Genomic DNA, 21,212 nt, shown 5'->3' on the forward strand with positions numbered 1-21,212 from the left:
GTGGTCCCCCTGATCGGGAACCGCTCTACCGATTATCACTTATCAAATAGTAACCAAGCCGCTGAGGCCGGAATTAGCCAAGTGACCGTTGCACAGACCTGCCCGATCCCATCCAGCGCCCGGCGGGAGATCCCTGTTGCGGCCCGCGAGAGCTGGTGGACCGCCCCCGATGGAACGCGGCTTCGCCGCATCGACTGGCCGGCCCCTCGGGCGGAGCAGGCACGCGGTTCGATCCTGTTCATGCCGGGGCGCGGCGATGCCTACGAGAAGTGGCTCGAGTCCCTGGACGAATGGCATGGCGAAGGCTGGGAAGTCACCTCGGCGGACTGGCGCGGACAGGCGCTGAGCGGCCGTCTGGGCGCCGACGCGCTGACCGGGCACATCGACGACTTCTCCATCTGGATCAACGACCTGACAGCGCTGTGGGACGAGTGGCGCGCACGCACGCCGGGCCCGCATGTGCTTGTTGCCCATTCGATGGGCGGCCATCTTGCGCTTCGTGCGGTTGCCGAGGGCAAAGTGCGGCCCGATGCGCTGGTGCTGTCCGCGCCGATGCTGGGCCTGCTGCCCGATCGCGTGCCCAGTTTCGTGCTGCATCAGATTGCGAAAGTGATGGTCCGGATCGGCGATCCGCGGCGCCCTGCATGGTCGGGCGACGAGAAGCCCGAACTCATCCATCGTGCCCGTAACCTGCTTCTGACCCACGATGCCTCGCGCTACGAAGACGAACAGTTCTGGCGCCGCGAACGTCCCGCAATCACCATGGGCGCGGCCAGCTGGGGCTGGATCGAACGCGCGCTCGACTCGATTCGCGGGTTGGAAAAGGCAGGCGCGCTGGAGGCCGTGCAGGTGCCGGTGCTTCTGCTGGGAACGACGCAGGATCGCCTTGTTTCGTGGCGCGCCATTGCGCGGGCGGCAAAGCGCCTGCCGGGCGGTAAGCTGATTACTTTCGGTTCGGAATGCCGCCATGAAATCCTGCGCGAACGCGATCCGGTGCGCGAAAGGGCGCTGGCCGAGATCCGCAAGTTCCTGGACCGCGTCGCGCCTGCCTGCCGGTAACGCAATGCAAGTTGCATAAAAACCGGTTCACAGGCTTCGCCGCAATGCTTTAGGGGCTCCCGGCAATGGACGCGCGTTACGATATCGTGATTGTCGGGGCCGGTATGGCCGGCGCCTCGCTTGCCGCGGCAATCGGGACGCGCGCGCGCATACTCGTCGTCGAGGGCGAGGATCGGCCCGGTTATCACACCACTGGGCGTTCTGCCGCCTTCTGGGCCGAAAGCTATGGCGGCCCCGGTGTGCAGCCGTTGACCAGCGCATCCGGCCCCATCCTGCGCAAACTGGGCATGCTTACGCCGCGTACGGCAGTGACCCTGGGGAGGACCGGACAGGAGCGCGAGGTCGAAGCCTTCGCCGAGACGTACCGGGCGATCGGCGTGGAAGTCGAACTGCTCGACCGGGCCGGGATGGAAGCGCGGGTTCCGCATCTGCGCGAAGGCTGGACCTGCGCCGCACTTGAGCCGAGCACCTGCGACATCGACGTCGGGAGCCTGCACCAGCATTACCTCACGCAGGCGCGCAAGTCGGGGGTCGAATTGCGGTGCAGGGCGGGTCTCGCCGAAGCGAGTCGCGATGGCTCGGGCTGGACGCTGAAACTGGCCGACGGGCAAGAGGTCCGGGCGGCGATCCTCGTCAACGCGGCAGGCGCGTGGGCCGATCCGGTGGCCCGGATTGCCGGACAGCGGCCTCTTGGCATCACGCCCTACCGCCGCACGGTCGTGCAGCTTGCGGTGACACCGGAAGTGCCCGGCGACCTCCCCCTTGTGCTCGACATTTCCGGCAGCTTCTACTTCAAGCCCGAAAGCGGGCGCCTCTGGCTCAGCCCGCATGACGAGACGCCGAGCCGCCCTTGCGATGCCGCGCCCGAAGAGATCGACGTGGCGCTTGCGATCGATCGCTTCGAACAGGTGGTCGACTGGCCGGTCCAGCGGCTCGAGCATCGCTGGGCCGGATTGCGCAGCTTTGCCCCGGACCGGTTACCGGTCTACGGCTTCGCCAGCGATGACTCCGCCTATTTCTGGTTCGCGGGCCAGGGTGGCTTCGGCATCCAGACCGCGCCTGCCGCCGCCGAACTGGGCGCGCGCCTGCTTTTGGGCGAGACCGGGGGCGCGGTCGATCCTGCGCCTTACGCCCCGACGCGCTTCGCCTGATCGCCACGCATTTATGGGCAGGGCTTTGGCCTTGCCTTGGCGATCCGGAATGGCTCTGGTGTCGGGATCTGCCCTGCTGGAGCTACTCGCCATCGCTGGGCGCGGTCCCGTGTTCGCCGGGCGCCTTGCGCGGCGCAATCAGGTGCCAGGCCAGCAGCACCGGCTCGAGCACCATCATGCCGATAAATACGCTCACCAGCCGCGTCACTGCGGGTGCGATGGCGACGTTTTCGTAGCTGTCCGGGATCAGTACGATGAGCACGGTCAGGGTGAACTGCAGTCCGATATAGGTGACGCTGGGCAGGCCATTCTCGATATGGCGGCCGAGCACGATGCCGAGGCAGGTCCCCGCGATGAGCAGCGCGGGACTGCCGTGGGCAATGGCCAGCACACCCAGTGCAAGCGCGCCGCCCGCAAGACTTCCCAGCGCGCGGTGGAACAGGCGCCGGGTGACGGGGACGAAGCCGCTCGGGCCGATGCCCGAGACCGGCACGATCATGACAAAGATGATCGTAATGCCTGCCTGGACCATTTCGCGCAGCCCGAGGACGGCGTGAAGTGCCGGCAGGGCGGCAAGCGCCAGGCCTGCCTGTGCGGCATGGCGCGCGGCCACCGGGTTCCAGGTGATGCGCTGGGGTTTGTCAGGCTTGAAGCCCAGCCACTTCTGGCGGGCGAGCAGGGCCGCTGCGATGCTGACGATCGTACATGCCGCTGTCCCCGCGCCGACTTCGAGCAGGCGGGTATGCGCAAAATCGAGGGTGTCCAGTCCGGGCCGTTCCAACTTGTCGAGCAGGATCATTTCGAAAGTGAGGCCGAAAAGCAGCCATGCGTAGGCGCGCCGGGCGGTCAACATGCCATAGAGCCCGAGCGCGCCGATCACACCCGCACAGACCATGGCCAACGGCAGTGACTCTTCCGCAAAGGGGACCAGAAAGACCGCAAGCAGGATGCCGATCGAGGTGCCCACCATGCGCAGGACACCGCGCAACAGGGTTTCCCCGACATCGCTCTTGAGCAGGACGAATGCCGAGAAGGCGGCCCAGGCGATCATCTTCGCGCCGATCAGGTGGGCAAAGACGATGGCGAGCAGCACGGATGCCACGCAGGCCCATTCGTCTGCCATGCGCGGCCCGGGGGTGATCAGGGCACGCAGCTCGTCGCGAATTCGTGCGTTGGTTCGGGCAAGCAGGCCGGCAGAACCGGCATCGTCAGTGTCGGGCAGGGTTTGTGTCCTAGTTTCCTGCGGACTGGGCGGCATCGCTCGCCAACTTGTCTACCCGTTCGTTCTCGACATGGCCGGAATGGCCGCGCACCCATTGCCAGTGGACCTTGTGGCGCGCAACCGCCTCGATCAGTTCGTGCCACAGGTCGGCATTGCGGACGGGCTGCTTGCTTGCGTTGACCCAGCCTTTCTTGCGCCAGCCGTGGACCCACTTGGTCATGCCGTCGATGACGTACTTGCTGTCGGAGTGGATCACCACTTCGCAAGGCTCGATGAGGGCGTTCAGGCCCTTGATGACCGCAGTCATCTCCATGCGGTTGTTGGTGGTCTCCGGATCGCCGCCGGACATTTCCTTTTCGTGGGGCCCCATGCGCAGCAGAACGCCCCAGCCTCCGGGGCCGGGATTGCCCTTGCAGGCACCGTCGGTGAAGATGTCGATCCGCTTCATCGCGCGAAGATCCCTTCGTTGACGGGATCGGCATAGAACTGCAGGCGACGGGCGAAAGCCATCGGGTCCTTTGGCGTCACCAGCGCATCGTCCGGCGTGTTCATCCAGTCGTAGGCGCGCGTGGCAAGGAAGCGCATCGCTGCCGCACGGGCGAGAATCGGCAGGGCTGCACGCTCTTCCGGCAGCAACGGGCGCACCGTTTCGTAGCCCTCCAGCAATGCGACCGACAGCTCGGGCCGGAACGCGGTTCCGTCTGCGTTGAAGCACCATGCGGCGTGAGTCACGGCAATGTCGTAGGCTGTCACGTCGGTGCAGGCGAAGTAGAAGTCGATGAGACCGGTAACCCTGTCGCCCAGCATCAGTACGTTGTCGGGAAACAGGTCGGCGTGGATTACGCTGCGCGGCAGGTTCGAAGGCCAGTGCGACGCTATCAGCGGCAGTTCGTGCTCGACGAGGCGTGCAAGGTCCGGGGCGATCGATTCCAGCCCGTCATGGCCGCATGCGCCCAGCAGTTCCTGCCAGGCCGCCAGTCCCATTGAATTTTCGCGTGCATCGGGAAAGTCCGTTGCCGCAAGGTGGACCTGCGCCAGTGCCGCGCCCACGGCACGGGCCTGTCCGGCGGTGGGTTCGCTGACCGAAACCCCGGGCAGGAATTCGATCAGCGCCAGCGCCTTGCCTTCGTGCAGGCGATAGCTGGCACCGTTGCGATCGTGAATCGTGCGCGGCACCGGGCATTGCTTAGCCGCAAGGTGATCGAGCAGGCCGAGGAAGAACGGCAGATCCGAAACGTCGGTGCGCGTTTCGTACATCGTCAGGATGAAGCGGTGGGCCTCGCCCTTCGCGTCCTGAGTCTCGATCAGCCAGTTGCTGTTGGACACGCCTTCCGCGATGCCCTTTGCCGAAATCAGCGTGCCGACGTCGAAGGCCGCGACGATGCCGGCCATGTCCTCAGCTCCGAGGCGGGTATAGACTGCCATGATCGGTCCCTCAGCGCACGAGCTGGCGCGGAAGCTTGAAAGTGATGTGCTCCTTTTCGGTCACCACTTCTTCCTGATCGACCTGCCGCAGTTCCTTGAGGCGGGCGATGACTTCGTTGACCAGTTCCTCGGGCGCGGACGCGCCGGCGGTGATGCCCACGGTCTCGACGCCATCGAGCCAGCGCGGATCGATGTCGGTGGCGCGCTGGATCAGCTGCGCACAGGCTCCGGCACGCTGGGCGACCTCGACGAGGCGCAGTGAGTTGGAACTGTTGGGCGCGCCGATCACGAACATCAGCTGACACTTGGGTGCCACTTCCTTGACCGCGGCCTGGCGGTTGGAAGTCGCGTAGCAGATGTCCTCGGCCTTGGGCGCGACGACCTGCGGGTAGCGTTCCTGGATTGCGGCGATGATCTGCGCGGTATCGTCGACCGAGAGCGTCGTCTGCGAGAGGTAGGAAAGTTCGTCCTGCGGGCCGAAGGGCAGGCGCGCGACGTCCGCGACGGTTTCCACCAGCGTCATGTTGCCTTCGGGAACCTGGCCGAAGGTACCGATGACTTCGGGGTGTCCGGCATGGCCGATGAACAGGATGTGGCGTCCGGCCTCGATCTGGCGTTCGGCCTGGCGATGGACCTTGCTGACCAGCGGGCAAGTGGCGTCGAGCCATTCCAGCCCGCGCTCGGTAGCCTTGGCCGGCACCGACTTGGGAACGCCGTGCGCGCTGAAGATTACCGGGACCCCGTCGGGTACGTCGTCGACGGTCTCGACGAAGACCGCGCCCTTGGCCTTGAGCCCATCGACCACGAACTTGTTATGGACGATCTCGTGTCGGACATAGACGGGCGCGCCGTAGATCTCGAGCGCGCGCTCGACGATCTCGATGGCGCGGTCGACTCCGGCGCAGAATCCGCGCGGGGCAGCGATAAGGAGCCGCAATGGCAGCTTGCTCGTGGACGGAAAGGGGGCATTCATGTTGCCGCCTCTAGCGCTTTGCCGCTTGCATCGCTAGGGCAAGCGCATGCCATTCGAGGAAGCCAAGATGAATGCACGCCGATTGACTGCCACAATTCTCTGCTCCGCCGCCGCGCTGACCGGGCTCAGCGGTTGTGCCAAGAAGGGTGAGATCGTGGTCGACTCCGGCGTAGGCATCACCGCGGTGCGCAGCCGCTGCCCGGCCGTGGGTATTCCCAACTACACCGGCGATGTGACGCTGTTCCGCAATGCCGGCGATCGCACGGCGGCAAACCTCGACGTCGTTGCGGCGATGACCGACGTGCGCAGCCAGTGCAACGAGGAAGTGGGTGACAAGGTTACGGCGAACGTCAGCTTCCAGGTCCTTGCCAACCGCACCGACACGAGCGGTGCGCGTCAGGTGACGCTGCCTTACTTCGTGACTGTCCTGCAGGGCGGCACTTCGGTGATTTCCAAGCGAGTCGGCAGCGTGATGCTCAACTTCGCGGACGGGCAGGCCCGCGCGCAGGCGCAGGGCACCGGCATTGCCTACATCGATCGCGCTGCTGCAACCCTGCCGCCGGAAATCCGGGACCAGATTACCCGCAAGCGCAAGGCGGGCGAAAGCGATGCTGCGCTCGATCCGCTGGCGGACCCGACCGTCAAGGCTGCGCTGGCGCGCGCCTCGTTCGAAGTGCTGGTTGGCTTCCAGCTCGACGACAGCCAACTCGCCTACAACGCGACCCGCTGATTTCCAGGCATCGGTAAAGCGACCGGGCGGGGCGCCAGGCTCCGCTCAGTCCTTTTGCATGACGGCATCGATTCGCGCGCGCGCGGCGCGGGCGATTGCCTTGCGGTCGGTGCGTTCCTCCCCGAGCAGCGGGGGCAGGAAATGGATGGTGAGCGGTATCGGTCGCCACCGCGCCAGGATTTTCATGGCATTGGCAAGGCCCGGCTCGCTGCCGACCCAGGCGACGTCCTGCACGCGCGGGCCATAGTCGAGCCAGACCGGCTGGACCGGCACGTGTTCGGTGTCGGCATCGATCGCGGAGAGCAGCGAGGACTTGAAGGGCAGCAACTGGGTGCCATCGCCCGTCGTGCCTTCCGGAAAGATCGTCAGCGCGCCGGTGTCGTGCAGGGCCTCGCGCACCTGATGGACCTGGGCCGCGACGCTGCGGCGGTCGTGCCGGGCGATGAAGACGGTATCGTTCATGGCACACAGCCAGCGTAGCGGGCCGATCGAAGCCAACCCGTCATGCGCTACGAAGGCGGACCCGGTGACGCCTGCAATGGCGGGAATGTCCAGCCAGCTCACATGGTTGGCGAGGAAGAAGGCGCTGGGAGCAGGGTGTTCGCCGGTCGTCTTCAGGCGCAGACCGACAACGGCTGCTACGAGCCTGAGGAACAGCCGGGGTGCCGGGTTGGCCGCAGTGAAGGGTAAGCAGAGGTAATAGAGTGGGACGCATGTCACCACGCAAGCCAGCAGGAGAGCGATCCGGCAGGCAATCAGGACCCAGCCCAGCGGCGCAATGCGCTGGCGGTGGGCCAGGTCCGAGATGTTACTTGCGGACTTCACCGTCCTCGCGGTCGATCCTGACGCCGAACAGTTCCATGCGGTGATCGACAAGCCGGAAACCCAGCTTCTCGGCGATCTGGCGTTGCAGGGCTTCCAGTTCCGGGTCGACGAATTCGATGACCGCGCCTGTTTCGACGTCGATCATGTGGTCGTGGTGGGCTTCGGGCGCAGCTTCGTAACGGGCGCGTCCGTCACCGAAATCGTGGCGATCGAGGATGCCCGCTTCCTCGAACAGGCGAACGGTGCGGTAAACCGTGGCAATCGAAATGCCCGGGTCGATGGCCGTGGCGCGATCGTGGAGTTTCTCCACATCCGGGTGATCGGTACTTTCGGAAAGAACTTTTGCAATGACTCGGCGCTGATCGGTGATCCGAAGACCACGTTCATGACAAAGAGCTTCGAGGTCGATGGGTTGGTGCACGTGTGACCTGTCAAAATAAGTAGGGCGCACCGGCCACGTTAGGCCGATGCGCCCGGAATCTCAACCGTGAGTCGGTTAATCAGGCGGCAGCCTTGGGCTTTCGTCCACGACGAGCGTTGGGCTTGCGGCCGAGACCGATCTTCTTCGCGAGTTCGCGACGCTTTTCGGCATAGTTGGGAGCGACCATCGGATAGTCGGCGGGCAGGTTCCAGCGCGCGCGATATTCTTCCGGAGTCATGTTGTAGTGGGTCATGAGGTGACGCTTGAGCATCTTCAGCTTCTTGCCGTCTTCAAGACAGATAATGTAATCCGGCTTCACCGAAGCGCGCACGGATACTGCCGGTTCGGGCTTTTCTTCTTCGACCGCCACAGTGCTGCCAAGTCCGGAAAGGGCGCCGTAGACGTTGGTGATCAGCGAGGGCAGATCTTCGACGGAAACGCTGTTGTTGCTTACATGCGCCGCGACGATGTCGGACGTCAGAGTGATCAACGTTTCATTGGTATCGTTTTGGATGTTTTCCATGTTTGGACCTCTTTGCGACCGCATTACTGGGGGGATTGGGCGAGCTTACACTAGCCAGCCGGTCCACTGAACCATTTCTTTCAGGAATACAAGTTCATTTCATCGATTCGGATGCAATCGTAGATGAGTTCAAATCACTTGCATCAATTTGTAGCGCCTTACCTTGAGATGTCGCAGGCGAACGTAATTGCATCGATCCGCTGACCATCGGCTGTTCGATAGTAGTCCGGCCGTTCGCCGATTTCGCTGAATCCGAAATATTTATAAAGAGATTCGGCCGGATTACCTCTTCTCATTTCAAGCAGCAGGCGTTTCGCGCCTCTGGCGCGGGCGGCCTCGCGTAAAGAATTGAGCATGATGAGGCCAAGGCCACGTCTGCGGTATTCCGGGCGGACCGCAAGAAGCAGCAGTTCTTCTTCTTCGAATCCGGTGCGCGACAGAGAAAAGCCCGCCGCAATTTCACCTTCGGGCACCGGTTTGCCATCCGGCGAAATCAGGAAGTAATGGGTGAATCCGAATGCAATGGCGTCTTCGACCTGCCGACGGTTCCAGGCTTCGCCCCAGATCGGGTCAAATCCGGCGGACATGACCGCCATGAGCCGGTCGATGTCGTCGTTCATACCTGCTTCGCCAGCGGAAGTTTTGCGTCGGGTTCACGGCCATAGACCGGGTGCAGGTCGGCCAGGAATGCCTGTTGCGGCAACCGGGCAAATGCGCGCGCGTCCGGCCAGATCTCGAGCGCATCGCCGTTTCCGCGCTTGTCGACGAGGGCCTTGGCCTGGTTGCCGGCGACCAGCGCTTCGGTGCTGGCCTGCGCGGCGACATCCGGCTTGAGCGAGGCGAGGGGGCGGGTCGTATCGCCGTTGGGCGCAAAGCCCTGGGTGAACCATTCTCCGTGTCCGCCGGTCATGGCAACGGCGACCGGGACTTCGCCATGCTCGGCGCGGGCCATTGACGCTATCATTGCAAGACTGGAGTAGCCGCGCGTCTCGGCTCCCCATGCCAGTGCCAGCGCACGGGCCGTCGCCAGCCCCACGCGCACGCCGGTGAAGCTGCCCGGGCCCAGCGCCACGGCAATGCAATCGGCGCGGCCGCGTTCGGGCAGGGCCGAAATCATCGGCACCAGTGCCTCGGCGTGGCCCCTGCCGAGCATGCGAAATTCTCCGGCGACAAGGTTGTCACCGTCGAACAAGGCAACCGAACAAGCCTCGGTAGCGCTGTCGATTACGAGAGTCCGCATGCTTTCGGGTCTGGGGTTGTCGAACTGGTCGTCTGCAGTCACGGCGGCTCAGCGCGCGGTATTGCGCCGGCTCACGCGGCTCGCACTTCGCTGACTTCCGGGACGTAGTGCTTGAGCAGGCTTTCGATGCCATGCTTGAGCGTCGCGGTGGAGGACGGGCAGCCGGAACAGGCGCCTTGCATCGCCAGGTAGACGACGCCCTCGCGGTAGCCGCGATAGATGATGTCGCCGCCGTCGTTGGCAACGGCCGGGCGCACGCGCGTCTCGATCAGGTCCTTGATCTGCGCAACAATGTCGGCATCGGCCGGATCGTCTCCGAAATCCTCGTCCGCGTCGGCCGGCACGGCAATGCCGCTGGCGTCTCCACCGACGAAGAGCGGAGCTTCCGAAACGAAATGGTCAAGCAGGATCGAGACGACCTGGGGCTTGAGGCCCGGCCATTCGACGCCGGGCGCTGCGGTTACGGAAATGAACTCCTGTCCGAAAAACACGCCGGTCACGTCGCCCAGATCGAACAGCGCTTCGGCGAGGGGGGAGGCGCCGGCGTCTTCTGGCGAGGTGAATTCGCGCGTCCCGCCGGTCATGACCTGCCGACCGGGCAGGAACTTGAGCGTGGCGGGATTGGGCGTGGTTTCGGTTTCAATGAACATGGTGAGTGGGATTTAGGTAATGTCGGCGGCGGGTCAAGTGCAGCGGCGGTGCAAGGTGCCCGAATTGAGCAGTTCCGGCAGGCTTTTCCGCGCTATTCACTGGTCCTTAAGGCTGGGCGGTCCTATAGCTTGCGGGATGACGAATTATTCGCGCGCCGCCGCTCGCTCGCTCGCCTGCCTCCTGCTGCTCGGCCAGGTCCCGGTCCAGCCCGTTCTCGCGCAGGATGTTGCCGCCCCGGCAAAGCTCGACGACAGTGACCCGTGGCTCTACCGCGGCACCGATATCCCGCACGATCCGGACTGGCATTTCGGCGAGCTTTCGAACGGTCTGCGCTATGCGGTGCGCAAGAACGGCGTGCCGCCCGGGCAGGTGTCCATCCGCATCCGCGTCGATGCCGGCTCTCTGTACGAGAAGGACTCCGAGCGCGGGTATGCGCATCTTCTCGAACACATGCTGTTCCGGCAGTCCAAGTACATCCCCGAGGGCACGGCAATCGCCGCCTTCCAGCGCCTCGGCGCGACTTTCGGCAGCGATACCAATGCCGTGACCTCGACGACGCAGACGGTATTCAAGCTGGACTTGCCCGACGCGACGCCCGCTTCGCTCGACGAGACCTTCAAGCTCATGTCGGGAATGGTCAGCGCGCCCACGCTGTCGGCCTCCAACCTCAAGTCGGACCTGCCGATCGTGCTTTCCGAAATGCGCGAGCGCGGCGGCGCTTCGAAGCGGGTGCAGGAGGCCATGCAGCAGGTCTTCTACGCCGGTCAGCCGCTCTCCGAGCGCGAGCCGATCGGCACCGTGGAATCGCTGACTTCGGCCACGCCGCAGTCGGTCCGGGCCTTCTATTCGCGCTGGTACCGGCCCGACAATGTCGCGGTGATCGTGGCGGGGGACGCCGATCCGGCTACGCTGGCCAGCTATGTGCAGAAGTGGTTCGGTGGCTGGAAAGTCGGCGGTGCGCGCACACCTGCGCCCAGCTTCGGCGATCCGGCAGCTCCGGCCCGGGCCGATCCCGGGAATCCGGTGGGTGAAACCCGCGTGCTGGTCGAACCCGATCTGCCGCCTTCGCTGATGTACGCGATCCTGCGCCCCTGGCGGGAGGTGTCGGACAACATCGTCTACAACCGGGGGCTGATGATCGACTCGATCGCGCAGGCCATCATCAACCGACGCCTGGAATCGAAGGCACGGGCAGGGGGCAGCTATCTGTCGGCCGCCGTCAATCAGGACGACGTCTCGCGCTCGGCCGATGCGACTTTCGTGTCGGTAACCCCGCTCGGTGACGACTGGGAAGCCGCACTCAAGGATGTCCGCGCGGTCATTGCCGATGCCGTCACCCGTCCGCCGACGCAGGAGGAGATCGACCGCGAGGTGGCCGAACTGGACGTCGCCTACCAGGTGCCGGTCGAGCAGCAGCGCATCCTGCCCGGTTCGAAACTGGCCGACGACCTCGTCAATGCGCTCGACATTCGCGAGACGGTTGCCGCGCCGCAAGACGTTCTGCGCATCTTCCGCGAAGCCAAGCCGCTCTTTACGCCCAAGGCCGTGCTCGACCATACGCGGGCGCTGTTCGCGGGCACCGTGACGCGCGCGTTGTTTACCACCCAGAAGGCAGGGCAGGCGAGCGATAGCGAACTGCGCCAGGCCCTGCTGGAACCGGTCAAGCCGGACGAGAGCGTGCGTCTTGCCGCCAATGCAGCCCCTGTATCCTTCGACAAGCTGCCGGCCATCGGCAAGCCGGCCAAGCCCGAGGCGGAACTGCCGGTCGGGCTGCTCGACATCGAGGAACTGACTTTCGCCAACGGCGTGAAAGTCCTGCTCTGGCCGGTTCAGGAAGAGCCGGGCCGGGTCATGGTCAAGGTGCGCTTCGGCGGCGGTTATCGCTCGATCGATCCCAAGGATGCGCCCTACATCACGCTGGGTCAGTACGCGCTGGTCGGTTCGGGCGTTGCCACGCTGGGCCAGGAAGATCTCGACCGTGTCGCCACCGGGCGCAAGATGGGCTTCGACTTCGACGTGCAGGATGCCTCGTTCCAGTTCTCGGCCGAAACGCGGCCTTCCGATCTGGCTGACCAGCTTTACCTTTTTGCCGCCAAACTCGATCTGCCCAAGTGGGATAGCAGTCCCTTCCTGCGCGCGAAGGCCGCGGCCAAGATCCAGTACGATACTTTCGCCACTTCGCCGCAGGGCGTACTGAACCGTGACCTGCAGTTCTACCAGCGCGGCGAGGACCCGCGCTTCGCAACGCCGACCCCGGCCGAGATCGAAGCGACCACGCCGGAGGGCTTCAAGCGCGTGTGGGGCAAGGCGCTGCACGACGGCCCGGTCGAAGTGCAGATCTTCGGCGATTTCGACAAGGCTGCGGCGATCGCGGCGCTGGAAAAGACGTTCGGTGCGCTCAAGCCGCGTACGCCTGCCCCGTCGACTGCCGACATTGCCAATGTCTCCGTGCCGCGCCCGTCCGACAAGCCGATCGTGCTGCATCACCATGGCGACCCGGACCAGGCGGCGGCGGTCATCTCCTGGCCGACCGGCGGCGGTTCGATGGGTATTCGCGAATCCCGCCAGCTCGAGATCCTCACCCAGCTGTTCACCAATCGCCTGCTCGATGCCGTGCGCGAGAAGCTGGGCGTGAGCTATGCGCCCTACGTCTATTCCTCCTGGCCGGTGGACCTGCAGGCCGGCGGATCGATCACCGCAATGGCGCAGGTCGATCCCAAGTCGGTCTCGATCTTCTTCCAGACCGCGGATGAGATTGCGCAGGACCTGATCAACAACCCGCCGACGGCCGATGAACTGGCGCGCGTGACCGAACCGCTGCGCCAGCAGGTGACGCGCGCGGCGTCGAGCACCTCGTTCTTCATGAGCCAGCTTGAAGGCGCGACCGAAGAGCCTTCGCGCTTCGGCACGATCCGCACGGTTCTGTACGACTATACCGAAACGACCCCGGAAAAGATGCAGGCGCTCGCCGCCCGCTATTTGGGCAAGAATGCCTCCTGGCGGCTGGAAGTCATGCCCGAAGGCAAGAATTCGGGAACTATCGCCAGCCGCTGAAGCAGGCTGGGCAAATCGTTGCGGAGCATGGCCTTGGGCCGTGCTCCGCAAGATATGGGCGCAATCGATCACACTGATCGGGCAAAGCGGCTTTGCAAAAATTGCTTCGGGAGGGTATGGGCCCCGCCTTACATTAGCTTGCGCGCGCCCGGGAGAGAGGCGCGACTTGAGGAGTAACCGAAGTGGCTAGCAATTGGACCCCGGATGGCTGGAAGGCGCAGGAAGCGCGCCACCTTCCGGTTTATGGCGATGCGGAGAAGTTGAGTGAGGTCGAGGCCACGCTCGCAAAGTTCCCGCCGCTGGTCTTTGCCGGCGAGGCGCGCGAGCTCAAGAAGGACCTTGCCGAAGTGGCCGAAGGCCGCGGTTTCCTGCTCCAGGGCGGAGACTGCGCCGAGAGCTTCGCCGAGTTCCATCCGGACAATATCCGCGACACCTTCCGCGTGCTGTTGCAGATGGCGGTTGTCCTGACTTTCGCCAGCAAGCAGCCGGTCGTGAAGGTCGGCCGCATGGCCGGCCAGTTCGCCAAGCCGCGCTCCGCGCCGACCGAAAAGTCGGGTGACCTGGAACTGCCCAGCTACTTCGGCGATATCATCAACGGCATCGAGTTCGACCCGGAAACCCGTCGCAACGATCCGGAACGCATGCTGCGCGCCTTCTCGCAGTCGGCCGCGACGCTCAATCTGCTGCGCGCTTTCGCGGGCGGCGGCTATGCGAACCTGCGCCAGGTTCACCAGTGGACGCTCGATCACATCGATCGCAGCCCCTGGGGTGAGAAGTTCTCGCAGATGGCGGACCGCATCGGCGAGGCGCTGGACTTCATGGCGGCCTGCGGCGTCGATCCGACGACCGTGCCGCAACTGCAGGGTACCAGCTTCTACACCAGCCACGAAGCGCTGCTGCTGCCTTACGAGCAGGCACTGACCCGCCGCGATTCGCTTACCGGCGACTGGTACGACTGTTCGGCTCACATGCTGTGGATCGGCGACCGCACCCGTTTCGAGGGATCGGCCCATGTCGAATTCCTGCGCGGCGTCGGCAACCCCATCGGCATGAAGTGCGGCCCCTCGCTTGAGCCGGACGCGCTGCTGCGCATGCTCGACACGCTCAACCCCTCGCGCGAGCCTGGCCGTATGACCCTCATCAGCCGCTTCGGCCATGACAAGGTCGAAGCCGGCCTGCCCAAGCTGGTGCGCGCGGTGAAGGCGGAAGGCCATCCGGTCGTCTGGTCTTGCGACCCGATGCACGGCAACGTCATCAAGGCGGAGTCGGGTTTCAAGACCCGTCCGTTCGAACGCATCCTCAACGAAGTGCGCGGCTTCTTCGCCGTTCACCGCGCCGAGGGCACCCATGCGGGCGGCATCCACATCGAGATGACCGGTCAGGACGTGACCGAGTGCACCGGCGGCGCCATCGCCATCACCGACGAGGCGCTGGCCGATCGCTACCACACCCATTGCGACCCGCGCCTCAACGGCGCGCAGTCGATCGAACTCGCGTTCGAAATGGCTGACCTGCTCAACCTCGAAGCGACCGCGCACCACAAGCAGGCCGCATAAATAAATCGGTCCAATGGGGAGCCAATGCGCCGCAAGGGCGTTAGGCTTCCCATGGACCTTGCGCACAGTTCGTCCGCTGCGGGCCGCTCCCGCAGCCTGTCCGAACGCTTTCGGGCCTTGCGCAGTGCCAGTGTTTCACTGGTCTCCCCGCTTTCGGATGCCGATGCGACGATCCAGTCGATGCCCGATGCATCGCCTGCCAAGTGGCACCTGGCGCATACCACCTGGTTCTTCGAAACCTTCCTGCTGCGCGACCATCTGGGCGGCTATCGCCTGTTCGACGAGCGCTGGCCCTACCTGTTCAATTCCTATTACGAGGCTGAGGGCGAGCGCCACGCCAGGGCCGCACGGGGCATGCTTTCGCGTCCCTCGCTCGACGAGGTGCTGGCCTATCGCGCCCACGTCGACGGAGCGATGGAAGGCCTGCTCGGGCGCGAGGAACTGGCCGACCTGATCGCGCTGGGGATCGCCCATGAGGAGCAGCACCAGGAATTGCTGCTCACCGACATCAAACATGCACTCTGGCGCAATCCGCTGGGCCCGGCCTATGGCGACCTGCCGAGCGGCGTGATGGATCGCGGCGAGGGCGCCTTGGGCTGGATCGAGCATCCCGGCGGGATCGCGATGATCGGGCACAAGGGCGCAGGCTTCGCATTCGACAACGAGGTCCCGGCCCACCGTGTCCTGCTTGAACCCTTCGCTCTGTCCCCGCGCCTCGTGACCAACCGGGAATGGGACGCGTTCATCGCGGACGGGGGCTATCGCACGGCGGGTCTGTGGCTGTCGGATGGTTGGGCCTGGGTGCAGGAGAACGCCATCGCCGCGCCCCTCTACTGGCGCGAAGGCGAAGCCTTTACGCTGGGAGGCTGGCGGGTGCGCGATCCGGAAGCCCCGGTCACCCATATCAGCCATTACGAAGCCGACGCTTACGCGACCTGGGCGGGCATGCGGCTGCCTACCGAGTTCGAATGGGAAGTCGCCGCGCGAAACAGCGATCCCGCCGCGGGCGTGCAATGCGATGGCCTTGCTGTTCATCCGGTGGGTTCGGGCCAGCTCTTCGGCGACTGCTGGCAATGGACCCGCTCGGCCTATCTTCCCTATCCCCGCTTCCGCCCGGCAGAGGGTGCGGTGGGAGAGTACAACGGCAAGTTCATGAGCGGTCAGTGTGTCCTCAAGGGTGCCAGCTGTGCCACGCCGCGCGGGCATTCGCGCGCCACTTACCGCAATTTCTTTCAACCGTATCAACGCTGGCAGTTCACCGGCCTGCGTCTAGCAAGGGATCTGTAAGTCATGGCCACTGCCGCATCCTGCCTATCCGAAGTACCGCGCGATGCACTCCAGGCGCAATTCCGGGCAGAGGTGCTGCAAGGGCTATCCCAAACGCGCAAGGCGATCCCCGCCCGCTGGTTTTACGACCGGCGCGGCAGCGAACTGTTCGAGGAAATCACCCGGCTCGACGAATATTATCCCACGCGCACGGAGATCGGCATTCTCACCGACCGGCAGGACGAGATCGCCCGCGCAGTCGGCTCGGGCCGGGTCATCGTGGAATTCGGTGCAGGCAGCGCGACCAAGACGCCGCTGTTGCTCGATGCCGCGGCGCCCAGCGCCTATGTGCCCATCGACATCTCGGGCGACTTCCTGCGCGATGCCTGCGCCCCGCTGGAGGATTGCTATCCCGAGCTGCCGATCGTGCCGGCCGAGGCCGATTTCATGCAGCCCATTGCCATAGACGCGCTGCTGCCCGAGGGCATGGAGTGCGAACGGCGGCTGGGCTTCTTTCCGGGCTCGACCATCGGCAACATGGAACCGCGCGCGGCGATCGACCTGTTGCGCTCGATGCGCGAGACGCTGGGGCCGGGAAGCCTGCTGCTGATAGGCATGGACCGGGTCAAGCCGCGTCCGGTTCTCGAAGCTGCCTATGACGACGCGCGCGGGGTGACCGCCGCCTTCAACCTCAACCTGGCCGCGCGGATCAATCGCGAACTCGACGGATCGCTCCCCCTCGATGCCCTGCGTCATCGCGCCGTCTGGAACGACCGGCATGCGCGTATCGAGATGCATCTGGTGGCGCAGCGGGACATGGGTTTCGAAGTCTGCGGGCGACGTTTCGACATGGATGAGGGCGAAACGATCCATACCGAGAACAGTCACAAGTACGACATGCGCAGCGCCTCGACACTGCTGCTCGGCGGGGGGTGGGAGCCGTTGTCGACCTGGTGCGACGCCGATGACCGCTTCATGGTCGTCCTTGCCCGCGCGATGAGCGACGAGCTTTCTGCCTGACAGCAATCGCAGCCGGGCGACTGGCCTCAGGCGTTCATGCCGCCGTTGATGCTGATTACCTGCCCGGTGATCTTCCGTGCCCCGTCGCTGCACAGGAACAAGGCGATCGGTGCGATGTCCTCCGGCTCGGGCAGGCCAAGTCCGGCACGGCGGGCGATGCGTGACATGAATTCCGTGCCCCTGCGCCGCGAGGTGTCGGTTCCAGCGACATAGCTGGGCGAGATCGCGTGGGCTCGGATCCCGTCATGCGCGGCTTCGACGGCGAAATTGCGGATGAAGCCGATGGTTGCGGCCCGTGCGGCGCCGACAAGGGACTGGCGGCGGGCGGCGTGAATCCCCGCATCGGAGACGAATGCGATGATCGTCCCGCCTTCCTGCGCCAGAAAACCGTAGGAGGCATGGGTCAGCCGCTCGAACCAGCCCACCGACACGTCGAGAAAGTCCGTGAAGGTCTCAGGCGAAGTGTCTGGAAACAGGCCGGTTATGCCCAAGGGGCCGGTGGCCGTGCAGTCGATCACCGCATCGATCCGGCCGAAGTGTTCGGCTACTTCCGCGACCAGCGTTTCGGCGGCCTCGTCCTCCCAGATATCGGCAATGAACCCGTCGATCGTGCCCTGTTCGGACAGGCCGGCAACGACGGCGTGAACCTTGTCCTCGCTGCGCCCGTGGACTGCGACTTTCCAGCCCTGGGCCAGTGCCTCCCGCGCGATGGCGCTGCCGATCGAGCCGCTGCCCCCGGCAATCAGCAGGACCCTGCCGTCAGTCACTGTCGTACTGGTTGGCCCTGAGATCGTCCGGCGCAAGGTCGGAGAACTTGGTGATGCGCGCCTCGAAGCGCAGGCGCACCTTGCCGGTGGCACCGTGGCGCTGCTTGGCGATGATCAGCTCGGACAGGCCGGTGACTTCTTCCATCTTCTGGCGCCACGCTTCCCACTTGTCCTTGACGTCGGGAGAGTCGGTATCGCTGGGGAACTTCGGCTCGGTCGCCTTCACGTAGTAGTCTTCGCGATATACGAACCACACCATGTCGGCGTCCTGCTCGATCGAGCCCGATTCACGAAGGTCCGAGAGCATCGGGCGCTTGTCGTCGCGCTGTTCGACCGCGCGCGAAAGCTGCGAAAGGGCGATAACCGGAACATGAAGTTCCTTCGCCAGGGTCTTGAGACCACGCGAAATTTCCGAAATCTCGTTGACGCGGTTGTCGGTCGCGCGGCCGGAGCCCGAAAGAAGCTGCAGGTAGTCGATGATGACGAGGCCGATGTCATGGCGGCGCTTCAGGCGGCGCGCACGGGTGCGCAGCGCGGCGATGGAAAGGCCGGGCGTATCGTCGATGAACAGCGGCAGTTCTGCCAGACGCTGGCTGGCGAAGGACAGTTGCTGGAAGTCCTCGCGGCTGATCTTGCCCATGCGCAGCGCTTCGGAGCTGATGCCCGACTGTTCGGCGAGGATACGCGTGGCGAGTTGGTCGGCACTCATTTCCAGGCTGAAGAAGGCAACGGCCGCGCCCACAGACTTTTCGGTGTTGATGCCGTCGGCATGGTCGCGCTGCAGCCGGTCGGCGGCGTTGAAGGCGATGTTGGTGACGAGCGAGGTCTTGCCCATGCCGGGACGTCCGGCAAGGATGATAAGGTCGGAATCGTGCAGGCCGCCGATCTTCTGGTTGACCGAGGTGAGGCCGGTGGTCTTGCCCGAGATATGGCCGCCCGAGTTGAACGCTTTCTCGATGGCGGAAATGGCGGTGCGGGTGGCGACGCCGAAGCTCTGCGCCTCGTTCGCGGTCGCAGCGCCTTCGGCCACCTTGTAGAGCGCGGCTTCGGCCTGTTCGATCTGCTCCATCGGCTCGACCGATTCGGAGGTGTCCATGGCCCCTTCGACGAGGCCGCGGCCGACCGAGATCAGTTCGCGCAGGAGGGCAAGGTCGTAGATCTGTTCCGCCAGTTCACGCGGGGCCAGCAGGCCCTGACCGTCGGCGGTGAGCCGGGCGAGGTAGGACACACCGCCCAGCGCCTTGAGCTGTTCGTCCGCTTCGAAATAGGGACGCAGGGTGACCGGGGTGACCACGGCCTTGCGGTCCAGCAGGCCAAGGATCCGCTCGTAGATGCGGGCGTGGACGGGTTCGAAGAAGTGCTGCGGACCAAGCTGCGTCTGCAGCTCTTCGATCACGCGGTTGTCGATCAGGACCGCGCCCAGAAACGCGGCCTCCGCCTCGACGTTGGAGGGCAGGGCCCGCCCTTCGGCGGAATCGTTGGAATCGGAGACCCGAAGCAGAAGCTGTTCTTGCGACATGAGGGGGGCGACAATGCTCTTCTCGAGTGCTGCCAGCAAGCCACGAGTGTTGCCATTTTCATCCACAGCTTGTGGAAGGATACGGAACGGCTTGCCCGCCCATGCTGCAAGCGCGTAAAGGGCGTTCGCATCATGGCGGACCCGCGCATCACGCATATCGAACTCGACGACGCGACCATTCTGTGGCGCAACGCCGATATCGAGCAGGAACGGCGCATAGCCATCTTCGATCTTATCGAAGACAATATTTTCAAACCGATACGGGCTTTCGAAGCCGGCCACGAAGGCCCTTACCACTTGCGGCTTTCGGTGCGCGACGGGCGTCTTTCGCTGGAAATTTCGGACGAGAAGGGCGCGCCGCTGGAGACGATGGTGCTGGGACTCGCCCGATTCCGGCGCCCTATCCGCGAATATTTCGCGATCTGCGAAAGCTATTACCAGGCGATTCGCAAGGCGACGCCGCAGGAAATCGAGACGATCGACATGGCCCGGCGTGGCGTCCACAACGAGGCGGCCGAACTGCTGGTCGAAAGGCTGGAGGGCAAGGTCGAAACCGACTTTCCCACGGCAAGGCGGCTTTTCACCCTGATCTGCGTCCTGCATATCCGCGGGTGAGGGGGCAGGACATGGCACGAAGGAAAAGCGCCGGCAGGACGCGCGCAGGCGGCGCCGGCTGGAAACTGCGACTGATGGGCGTAGTCCTGCTGGGGGCGATGGTGGCCGGGGCGTGGGGCTGGTGGCACTTGCGCCACTGGACGCCGGAGCGCGCGATCTACCCCGTGCAGGGCGTCGAGATCGGCGTCGACGACGGCCCGGTAAGCTGGAAGTCGATCAAGGCCATCGGCGCGGACTTCGCCTACATCGACGCAAGCGCCAGCGCCTTTGCCCGCGATCCGCGTTTCGTCGCCAATTTCGAGGCTGCCCGGGCGATCGGCATGCAGGTGGGCGCGGTCCATCGCTATGACCCCTGCCAGCCCGCGGAAAAGCAGGCTGCAAACTTCGTTACCACGGTGCCGCGCGATGCCGACCTGTTGCCGCCGGTCGTGGATCTCGAGATGCTGGCCGACAATTGCCCGGTGAAAGTCTCCGATGCGAAAGTCGAAAGCGAACTGATGACTTTCCTCAACCAGGTCGAGACCCATGCCGGCAAGGCGGTGATCCTGAAAGTCTCGCCCGGGTTCGAATCGCGCTATCAGGTGGCGAACAAGCTCGACCGCAATCTCTGGCTGGTGCGCGACCGCTTGCTGCCGGACTATGGCGGGCGGCCCTGGACGCTCTGGACGGCCAATGGCGCGCTGGCGAACGAAGTGGCGGCTGCTGGCCTGCGCTGGGTGGTGGTGCAGCCATGAGCGCGACGCCGGACCGCGAATCCCTGATCGCTGCCGCCCGCGAGGCGGCCGCGCTGGCTTATGCGCCCTATTCGAAGTTCCAGGTCGGCGCGGCGCTGTTCTTCGCGGACGGGGCGGTGGTGACCGGCGCGAACGTCGAAAACGCAAGCTATGGCCTGTCGTTGTGTGCCGAGACGGTCGCTTCGGCGAAAGTCCTGTCGAGCGGCGGGCAAGGCGGGCTGCTTGCCGTGGCAGTCACCGGCGGCGCCCCCGGCAAGCCGGGCGCCGGTGCCACGGTCACGCCATGCGGACGTTGCCGGCAGGTCCTCATTGAACTGGCGCAGCTAGGCGGCACCGACCCGCTCATCTGGTGCGATGGCAAGGACGGCGGGCTCGAACTGCGTCTGTCCGAATTGCTGCCCCACGCCTTCGGTCCCGCCAATCTGGGCTAACCGAAGGCGACAGGCGCGGCGAAATCGGCT

At 64.8% G+C, this 21,212-nt stretch carries 22 protein-coding genes; 10 read left to right on the forward strand and 12 right to left on the reverse strand.

Annotated elements, in window-relative coordinates; genetic code table 11:
- Positions 1-81: 81 nt before the first annotated feature.
- Positions 82-1,059, forward strand: a complete 978-nt coding sequence (locus B5483_RS01690) for an alpha/beta hydrolase (RefSeq protein WP_079729280.1) — start codon at positions 82-84, stop codon at positions 1,057-1,059.
- Between the two features lie 65 nt (positions 1,060-1,124).
- Positions 1,125-2,210: an NAD(P)/FAD-dependent oxidoreductase gene (locus B5483_RS01695; RefSeq protein ID WP_079729282.1), complete on the forward strand. Its 1,086-nt coding sequence runs from the start codon at positions 1,125-1,127 to the stop codon at positions 2,208-2,210.
- A gap of 82 nt (positions 2,211-2,292) precedes the next feature.
- Here B5483_RS01695 and B5483_RS01700 read toward each other — a convergent pair whose 3' ends face one another.
- Genes B5483_RS01700 through ispH form a run of 4 tightly spaced genes read right to left on the reverse strand, consistent with a single transcriptional unit; the run spans position 2,293 to position 5,830 of the window.
- The gene (locus tag B5483_RS01700; RefSeq protein WP_245828788.1) at positions 2,293-3,468 is read right to left on the reverse strand and encodes an FUSC family protein; all 1,176 of its coding nucleotides are present in this window, start codon (positions 3,466-3,468) and stop codon (positions 2,293-2,295) included.
- Positions 3,443-3,880: a ribonuclease HI gene (rnhA, locus tag B5483_RS01705; protein ID WP_079729283.1), complete on the reverse strand. Its 438-nt coding sequence runs from the start codon at positions 3,878-3,880 to the stop codon at positions 3,443-3,445. Before rnhA ends, B5483_RS01700 begins: the two co-directional genes overlap by 26 nt.
- Positions 3,877-4,857: a homoserine kinase gene (gene thrB, locus B5483_RS01710; RefSeq protein ID WP_079729285.1), complete on the reverse strand. Its 981-nt coding sequence runs from the start codon at positions 4,855-4,857 to the stop codon at positions 3,877-3,879. Before thrB ends, rnhA begins: the two co-directional genes overlap by 4 nt.
- 10 nt (positions 4,858-4,867) lie before the next feature.
- Positions 4,868-5,830, reverse strand: coding sequence for a 4-hydroxy-3-methylbut-2-enyl diphosphate reductase (ispH, locus tag B5483_RS01715; protein ID WP_054947247.1), 963 nt, complete (start codon positions 5,828-5,830; stop codon positions 4,868-4,870).
- Positions 5,831-5,897: 67 nt separating this feature from the next.
- Between ispH and B5483_RS01720 the strand changes: the two genes are divergently transcribed.
- Positions 5,898-6,560 carry a hypothetical protein gene (locus tag B5483_RS01720; RefSeq protein WP_079729837.1) on the forward strand — a complete coding sequence of 221 codons (663 nt, stop codon included), beginning with the start codon at positions 5,898-5,900 and terminating at the stop codon, positions 6,558-6,560.
- 45 nt (positions 6,561-6,605) lie between these two features.
- Here B5483_RS01720 and B5483_RS01725 read toward each other — a convergent pair whose 3' ends face one another.
- The 6 genes from B5483_RS01725 to B5483_RS01750 all read right to left on the reverse strand — a co-directional run bounded on the left by B5483_RS01725 (position 6,606) and on the right by B5483_RS01750 (position 10,219).
- Positions 6,606-7,385, reverse strand: coding sequence for a lysophospholipid acyltransferase family protein (locus B5483_RS01725; RefSeq protein ID WP_054947248.1), 780 nt, complete (start codon positions 7,383-7,385; stop codon positions 6,606-6,608).
- A complete protein-coding gene (locus B5483_RS01730) occupies positions 7,369-7,806 on the reverse strand; it encodes a Fur family transcriptional regulator (RefSeq protein ID WP_054947249.1) in 438 nt (145 codons plus the stop codon). The genes B5483_RS01725 and B5483_RS01730 overlap by 17 nt, the downstream gene beginning before the upstream one ends.
- Positions 7,807-7,885: 79 nt before the next feature.
- Entirely contained in the window at positions 7,886-8,329 is a 444-nt protein-coding gene (locus tag B5483_RS01735) for a Ros/MucR family transcriptional regulator (protein WP_079729287.1), read from the reverse strand.
- 158 nt (positions 8,330-8,487) lie between these two features.
- Entirely contained in the window at positions 8,488-8,949 is a 462-nt protein-coding gene (locus B5483_RS01740; protein ID WP_054947251.1) for a GNAT family N-acetyltransferase, read from the reverse strand.
- On the reverse strand, positions 8,946-9,569 hold the full coding sequence (gene tsaB, locus B5483_RS01745; protein ID WP_079729288.1) for a tRNA (adenosine(37)-N6)-threonylcarbamoyltransferase complex dimerization subunit type 1 TsaB: 624 nt from the start codon (positions 9,567-9,569) through the stop codon (positions 8,946-8,948). The genes B5483_RS01740 and tsaB overlap by 4 nt, the downstream gene beginning before the upstream one ends.
- Before the next feature lie 71 nt (positions 9,570-9,640).
- Complete coding sequence (locus B5483_RS01750) at positions 9,641-10,219, reverse strand: NifU family protein (RefSeq protein WP_054947253.1); 579 nt, start codon at positions 10,217-10,219, stop codon at positions 9,641-9,643.
- A gap of 136 nt (positions 10,220-10,355) precedes the next feature.
- Here B5483_RS01750 and B5483_RS01755 point away from each other — a divergent pair, with 136 nt between their 5' ends.
- The 4 genes from B5483_RS01755 (at position 10,356) to egtD (ending at position 17,116) form a co-directional block, all read left to right on the forward strand.
- Positions 10,356-13,274 carry a M16 family metallopeptidase gene (locus B5483_RS01755; protein WP_054947254.1) on the forward strand — a complete coding sequence of 973 codons (2,919 nt, stop codon included), beginning with the start codon at positions 10,356-10,358 and terminating at the stop codon, positions 13,272-13,274.
- A gap of 182 nt (positions 13,275-13,456) precedes the next feature.
- Entirely contained in the window at positions 13,457-14,830 is a 1,374-nt protein-coding gene (locus tag B5483_RS01760) for a class II 3-deoxy-7-phosphoheptulonate synthase (protein ID WP_054947255.1), read from the forward strand.
- A 51-nt stretch (positions 14,831-14,881) separates the two neighbouring features.
- Positions 14,882-16,117 carry an ergothioneine biosynthesis protein EgtB gene (gene egtB / locus B5483_RS01765; protein ID WP_079729289.1) on the forward strand — a complete coding sequence of 412 codons (1,236 nt, stop codon included), beginning with the start codon at positions 14,882-14,884 and terminating at the stop codon, positions 16,115-16,117.
- A 3-nt stretch (positions 16,118-16,120) separates the two neighbouring features.
- Positions 16,121-17,116 carry an L-histidine N(alpha)-methyltransferase gene (egtD, locus tag B5483_RS01770; RefSeq protein WP_079729290.1) on the forward strand — a complete coding sequence of 332 codons (996 nt, stop codon included), beginning with the start codon at positions 16,121-16,123 and terminating at the stop codon, positions 17,114-17,116.
- Positions 17,117-17,142: 26 nt separating this feature from the next.
- Here the strand turns inward: egtD and B5483_RS01775 are convergent, their stop codons facing one another.
- Positions 17,143-17,883, reverse strand: coding sequence for an SDR family NAD(P)-dependent oxidoreductase (locus tag B5483_RS01775; protein ID WP_054947258.1), 741 nt, complete (start codon positions 17,881-17,883; stop codon positions 17,143-17,145).
- Positions 17,876-19,402 carry a replicative DNA helicase gene (locus tag B5483_RS01780; protein ID WP_079729291.1) on the reverse strand — a complete coding sequence of 509 codons (1,527 nt, stop codon included), beginning with the start codon at positions 19,400-19,402 and terminating at the stop codon, positions 17,876-17,878. Before B5483_RS01780 ends, B5483_RS01775 begins: the two co-directional genes overlap by 8 nt.
- Before the next feature lie 132 nt (positions 19,403-19,534).
- Here B5483_RS01780 and B5483_RS01785 point away from each other — a divergent pair, with 132 nt between their 5' ends.
- The 3 genes from B5483_RS01785 to B5483_RS01795 are packed head-to-tail and all read left to right on the forward strand — an operon-like array spanning position 19,535 to position 21,182.
- Positions 19,535-20,017: a UPF0262 family protein gene (locus B5483_RS01785; protein ID WP_054947321.1), complete on the forward strand. Its 483-nt coding sequence runs from the start codon at positions 19,535-19,537 to the stop codon at positions 20,015-20,017.
- Positions 20,018-20,028: 11 nt separating this feature from the next.
- A complete protein-coding gene (locus tag B5483_RS01790) occupies positions 20,029-20,751 on the forward strand; it encodes a glycoside hydrolase family 25 protein (protein ID WP_079729292.1) in 723 nt (240 codons plus the stop codon).
- Positions 20,748-21,182 (forward strand): cytidine deaminase, encoded by a 435-nt coding sequence (locus B5483_RS01795; RefSeq protein WP_079729293.1) that lies wholly within the window; start codon positions 20,748-20,750, stop codon positions 21,180-21,182. Before B5483_RS01790 ends, B5483_RS01795 begins: the two co-directional genes overlap by 4 nt.
- Positions 21,183-21,212: the final 30 nt, after the last annotated feature.

It is taken from the genome of Novosphingobium mathurense, assembly GCF_900168325.1.
Lineage (GTDB): Bacteria > Pseudomonadota > Alphaproteobacteria > Sphingomonadales > Sphingomonadaceae > Novosphingobium > Novosphingobium mathurense.